General features: G+C 70.5%; 7 protein-coding genes. All 7 read right to left on the reverse strand.

Annotation, left to right across the window (positions count from 1 at the left end):
* Nucleotides 1–160 precede the first annotated feature (160 nt).
* Nucleotides 161–424: a hypothetical protein gene (locus AC30N0_RS00815; RefSeq protein WP_489516046.1), complete on the reverse strand. Its 264-nt coding sequence runs from the start codon at nucleotides 422–424 to the stop codon at nucleotides 161–163.
* Nucleotides 421–678: a hypothetical protein gene (locus AC30N0_RS00820; RefSeq protein ID WP_489516047.1), complete on the reverse strand. Its 258-nt coding sequence runs from the start codon at nucleotides 676–678 to the stop codon at nucleotides 421–423. Before AC30N0_RS00820 ends, AC30N0_RS00815 begins: the two co-directional genes overlap by 4 nt.
* A 10-nt stretch (nucleotides 679–688) precedes the next feature.
* Nucleotides 689–2,146: a cytochrome c oxidase accessory protein CcoG gene (gene ccoG, locus AC30N0_RS00825; protein WP_489516048.1), complete on the reverse strand. Its 1,458-nt coding sequence runs from the start codon at nucleotides 2,144–2,146 to the stop codon at nucleotides 689–691.
* A 13-nt stretch (nucleotides 2,147–2,159) separates the two neighbouring features.
* Nucleotides 2,160–3,074, reverse strand: a complete 915-nt coding sequence (ccoP, locus tag AC30N0_RS00830; protein WP_489516049.1) for a cytochrome-c oxidase, cbb3-type subunit III — start codon at nucleotides 3,072–3,074, stop codon at nucleotides 2,160–2,162.
* Nucleotides 3,071–3,256: a cbb3-type cytochrome oxidase subunit 3 gene (locus AC30N0_RS00835; protein WP_489516050.1), complete on the reverse strand. Its 186-nt coding sequence runs from the start codon at nucleotides 3,254–3,256 to the stop codon at nucleotides 3,071–3,073. The genes ccoP and AC30N0_RS00835 overlap by 4 nt, the downstream gene beginning before the upstream one ends.
* Before the next feature lie 7 nt (nucleotides 3,257–3,263).
* Nucleotides 3,264–3,884 carry a cytochrome-c oxidase, cbb3-type subunit II gene (ccoO, locus tag AC30N0_RS00840; RefSeq protein ID WP_489516051.1) on the reverse strand — a complete coding sequence of 207 codons (621 nt, stop codon included), beginning with the start codon at nucleotides 3,882–3,884 and terminating at the stop codon, nucleotides 3,264–3,266.
* A 4-nt stretch (nucleotides 3,885–3,888) separates the two neighbouring features.
* The coding region (locus tag AC30N0_RS00845; RefSeq protein ID WP_489516052.1) for a cbb3-type cytochrome c oxidase subunit I at nucleotides 3,889–4,796 on the reverse strand (908 nt) is incomplete at its 5' end.

The raw sequence follows: 4,796 nt of genomic DNA on the forward strand, positions 1-4,796 counted from the left end.
CTGCAGCGCCAGCGCCGCCGTGCCGCTCGAGCCGCGGCGGCCGCAGGCGCGTGCGATCGCGCCCTGCGCCGGCCCGCACATCACGGCGCAGTGCGGGCCGCCGGCCAGGCCCATGAGCAGGGCCGACGAGGCAAGGGCGAGGTCGAGCATCGCCGGGCGATCAGAAACGCGGGTCGCGGTTGATCTCGGTCGGGCCGAGCGAGAGCAGCAGGGTCAGCGCGCTCGAGGCCGCGAAGAAGGCCCAGAACAGGAAGAAGGTCGCGGTATAGACGGCCGGTGCCTGCCAGCCGAAGGGCTCGCCGCCGAACCAGCGCAGGTCCGCCGGCTCGATCACGGCGAAGAGCATGCTCTCCAGGCCGCCGGCCGTCAGGAACGACGGCCAGAGGATGCGCGGCGCGCTTTGCGCGGTCGCCAGCCGCTTCATGGCCGCGGCGTCGCTGCGTGGTTGCGGCCCTGCAGCGCCGGTGCCGCCGGCGCGGTGACCTGGCGCAGGACGCGGTCGCGGTCGGCGCGCGGCAGCGCCGTCTGCACCAGCTCCGGGTCGGCGGTGCGGAAGGCGACGACGGCGACCAGCGAACTGGCGACGATGGCGGTCAGCAGGGCGCCGAGCACAAGCCAGAGCGGTCCGCAACGCCACCAGTCGAGCACAGGGCGGGGCAGGGGCAGGGGTGCGTTCATCGGGTTCTCCTCATCGCGGCACCACGAAGGTCGACTTCTCCTCGAGGCTCGCGGCGCTGCCGTCCGGTCGCGTCGAGTCGAAGCGGAAGCGGATCGGGTGCGCCCCGGGGCCGAGCCTGGCGGCTTCGGCCTGCGGCAGCAGCACCGTGACGGGAAGCCAGCGCGCCTCGGTGGCGCCGAGCGTCGTCGCGGTGGCGCTGGCCTGGGCGGCGGGCAAGCCTTCGACGCCGACGACGATGCGCTGCGGCGTCTCGGTCGCGTTCATGAGCTGGACCCGGTACACGTTCTCGATGTCGCCTTCGCCGACGATGCGCGACATCGCGCCACGATCCCGGACCACGTCGGCGCGCACCGGCGCGCGCGTCGCGAGGCTGACCACGAACACCGTGCCCACGGCCAGCAGGAGGGCGCCGTAGACCAGGATCCGCGGCCGGGCGATGCGCCGCCACATCGCCGCCGTCGGGAGCTGCTGCTCGATGCCGCGCTGCGTCGTGTAGCGGATTAGCCCGCGCGGGTACTTCATCTTGTCCATCACGCCGTCGCAGGCGTCGATGCAGGCGGCGCAGCCGATGCACTCGTACTGCAGGCCCTGGCGGATGTCAATGCCGGTCGGGCAGACCTGGACGCACAGCGTGCAGTCGACGCAGTCGCCCTTGCCGACGCTGGCCGGTGGGGCGCCGCGTGGCCGCGAGCCGCGCGGCTCGCCGCGCAGCGGGTCGTAGCTGATGACGAGGGTGTCCTTGTCGAACATCGCGCTCTGGAAGCGCGCGTAGGGGCACATGTACTTGCACACCTGCTCGCGCATGTAGCCGGCATTGCCGTAGGTCGCGAAGCCGTAGAACAGGATCCAGAACGTCTCCCACGGCGACAGCGAGAAGCTCGTCGCCTCGGCGAGCAAGGCCCGCGCCGGCGTGAAGTAGGCGACGAAGGTGAAGCCGGTCCACAGGCCGACGCCGAGCCAGACCGCCTGCTTGCCGACCTTTCGGGCCAGCTTGGCGGCCGACCAGGGCGCCGCGTCGAGCTTCAGCCGGGCGTGCCGATCGCCCTCGAAGCGGCGCTCGACCCACATGAAGATCTCGGTGTAGACGGTCTGCGGGCAGGCGTAGCCGCACCACAGGCGCCCGGCCACGGCGGTGAAGAAGAAGAGGCCGAAGGCGGAGAGGATCAGCAGGCCGGCGAGATAGATCACGTCCTGCGGATGCAGCACCAGGCCGAGGACGTAGAAGCGGCGCGAGGCGAGGTCGAACAGCATCGCCTGGCGGCCGTTCCACTCGAGCCAGGGCAGGCCGTAGTAGAGGATCTGGGTCAACCACACCAGGGCCCAGCGCCAGGCCGCGAACCAGCCGTGCACCGTGCGCGGCTGCACCTTCTTCTCGCTCACGTAGAGCGAGATCACTTGCTGGGACGGCGCGCCGGCCGCGGCCAGCTCGATCCGCGGCGCCGGGCCCCCCGCGCTCGTCTTCGTCATGGCGTCGACGGCCCTACTTCGGGCTCGGGAGCCCCTTGTGCGAGAGGCTCCAGACATAGCCCGTGAGGACGTGGATCTGGTCCTCGGTCAGGCGGCCCGCCTGGGCCGGCATGACGTTGGTGCGGCCGCGATTGACGATGTCGACGATCGTCGCCTCGCCCCAGCCGTGCAGCCACACCTTGTCGGTGAGGTTGGGCGCGCCGAGCGCAGCGTTGCCTTCGCCGCCGGGCCCGTGGCAGGCGGCGCAGGCGGTGAATTTCGAGCGGCCGCTGGCGGCGGCGATGGCGTTGTGCGGACTGCCCGCGATCTTCAGCACGTACTGCGCGACGTCCTGCACGTCCTTCGGGCTGCCCACGGCCGCGGCCATCGGCGGCATCGTGCCGGTGCGTCCCTTGCTGATCGACTCGGCGATCTTCTCCGCCGTGCCGCCGTGCAGCCAGTCGCCGTCGGTGAGGTCCGGGTAGCCCTTGCTGCCGCGCGCGTTCGAGCCGTGGCAGGCGGCGCAGTTGTTGATGAAGAGGCGCTCGCCGATGGCCATCGCGCTGCCGTCCTGCGCCAGCGCCTCGGCCGGTTGCGCACGGTACTTCGCGTAGATCGTCGACATCTCGGCGACGGCGCGCCGCTCCTCGTCCCGCAGGGCGCCGGCGCTGCTCCACTTCAGGGCCCCGGCCATGCTGCCGGCCCCCGGGTAGAAGGCGATGTAGACGAACGAGAACAGCACGGTCAGGACGAACAGCACCACCCACCACAGCGGCAGCGGGTTGTTGAGCTCGACCAGGTTCTCGTCCCAGACGTGTCCGGTGCTGTTGTCGTCGGCCATGGGCTTGCGCCGGCTGGCGATGTAGAGCAGCCCCAGGCAGGCGATCAGGGAGACGACGGTCGCGGCGGCGATGAAATGCGACCAGCCGTCGCTGAAGAAGTCGCTCATCGTGGTTCCGGTCCGTGGGGGGAAGGGGTGGACCCTGCGGGCGGGGCGTCGTCCTCGAGCGGCAACCGCGCGGCCTCGTCGAAGCGGCTGCGGTTGCGCCGTGACCAGGCCCAGGCGACGATGCCGGCGAAGACGCCGAACGAGGCCAGCGTGACCAGGATGCGGAGGGTGTTCACGTCCATGCCGGGCTCACTTCACGGCCGTGCCGAGGACCTGCAGGTAGGCGACCAGCGCGTCGAGCTCGGTCTTGCCCTTGACCGCGGCCGCCGCGCCGGCGATCTCGCTGTCGCTGTAGGGCACGCCGACCCGGCGCAGGCCGGCGAGGTGGGCGGCGATCGTCGTGTCGTCGACGAGCGCCCGCTCGAGCCAGGGGTAGGAAGGCATGTTCGACTCCGGCACCAGGGCGCGCGGGTCGATCAGATGCAGCCGGTGCCACTCGTCGCTGTACTTGCCGCCGACGCGGTGCAGGTCGGGGCCCGTCCGCTTGCTGCCCCACTGGAACGGGTGGTCCCAGACGAACTCGCCGGCCATCGAGTAGTGGCCGTAGCGCAGCGTCTCGCTGCGCAGCGTGCGGATCATCTGCGAGTGGCAGTTGTAGCAGCCCTCGCGCGTGTAGACGTCGCGGCCGGCCTGCTCGAGCGCGGTGTAGGGCTTCAGGCCGGGCACGGCCTCGGTGGTCGAGCGCTGGAAGAAGAGCGGCACGATCTCGACGATGCCGCCGATCGCGAGGGTGACCAGCACGAGGACGCTCATGAGCAGGTTGCTCGTCTCGATCCGCGCGTGGCCGCTGGGCTTGTCGGAGGTGCTCATGGGTTCAGGCGGTGGCTGCCGAGGCGGCGGCGATCGTGCCGGCGAGGCCGGGGCTGGTGGCGCCGGGCAGCGGGATGGCTGCCGGCACCGGCCGCCCCTGGCGCATCGTCATGACCACGTTCCAGACCATCACGCCCATGCCGCCGAGGTAGAGGGCGCCCCCGGCGAGCCGGATGACGTAGAACGGGAAGGTCGCCTTGACGCTCTCGACGAAGCTGTAGACCAGCGTGCCGTCGGGGTTGACCGCGCGCCACATGAGGCCCTGCATCACGCCGGCCATCCACATCGCCGCGATGTAGAGGACGATGCCGAGCGTCGCGATCCAGAAGTGCAGCTCGATGGCGCGCACGCTGTACATGCGCGTCTGGCCGAACATTCGCGGGATCAGGAAGTAGAGCGTGCCGATCGAGATCAGGCCGACCCAGCCGAGCGCCCCGGCGTGGACGTGGCCGACGGTCCAGTCGGTGTAGTGCGAGAGCGCGTTGACCGTCTTGATCGACATCATCGGCCCCTCGAAGGTGGCCATGCCGTAGAACGACAGGGCGACGATGAGGAACTTGAGGATCGGATCGTCGCGCAGCTTGTGCCACGCGCCCGACAGCGTCATGACGCCGTTGATCATTCCGCCCCAGCTCGGCGCGAGCAGGACCAGCGAGAAGATCATGCCGATCGACTGCGCCCAGTCGGGCAGCGCGGTGTAGTGCAGGTGGTGCGGGCCCGCCCACATGTACGTGAAGATCAGGGCCCAGAAGTGGACGATCGACAGCCGGTACGAGTAGACCGGGCGCTCGGCCTGCTTCGGGACGAAGTAATACATCATCCCGAGGAAGCCGGCGGTGAGGAAGAAGCCCACCGCGTTGTGGCCGTACCACCACTGGATCATGGCGTCCTGCACGCCGGCGTAGGCCGAGT

The sequence above is a fragment of the Rhizobacter sp. genome (assembly GCF_031412495.1).
Classification (GTDB): domain Bacteria; phylum Pseudomonadota; class Gammaproteobacteria; order Burkholderiales; family Burkholderiaceae_C; genus Schlegelella_A.

Excerpts from the sequence above, each read along its gene's own strand:
- ccoP (WP_489516049.1), bottom strand. The coding sequence starts at position 3,074 with ATGAGCGACTTCTTCAGCGACGGCTGGTCGCATTTCATCGCCGCCGCG.
- AC30N0_RS00820 (WP_489516047.1), bottom strand. The coding sequence starts at position 678 with ATGAACGCACCCCTGCCCCTGCCCCGCCCTGTGCTCGACTGGTGGCGT.
- AC30N0_RS00815 (WP_489516046.1), bottom strand. The coding sequence starts at position 424 with ATGAAGCGGCTGGCGACCGCGCAAAGCGCGCCGCGCATCCTCTGGCCG.
- ccoG (WP_489516048.1), bottom strand. The coding sequence starts at position 2,146 with ATGACGAAGACGAGCGCGGGGGGCCCGGCGCCGCGGATCGAGCTGGCC.
- AC30N0_RS00835 (WP_489516050.1), bottom strand. The coding sequence starts at position 3,256 with ATGGACGTGAACACCCTCCGCATCCTGGTCACGCTGGCCTCGTTCGGC.
- ccoO (WP_489516051.1), bottom strand. The coding sequence starts at position 3,884 with ATGAGCACCTCCGACAAGCCCAGCGGCCACGCGCGGATCGAGACGAGC.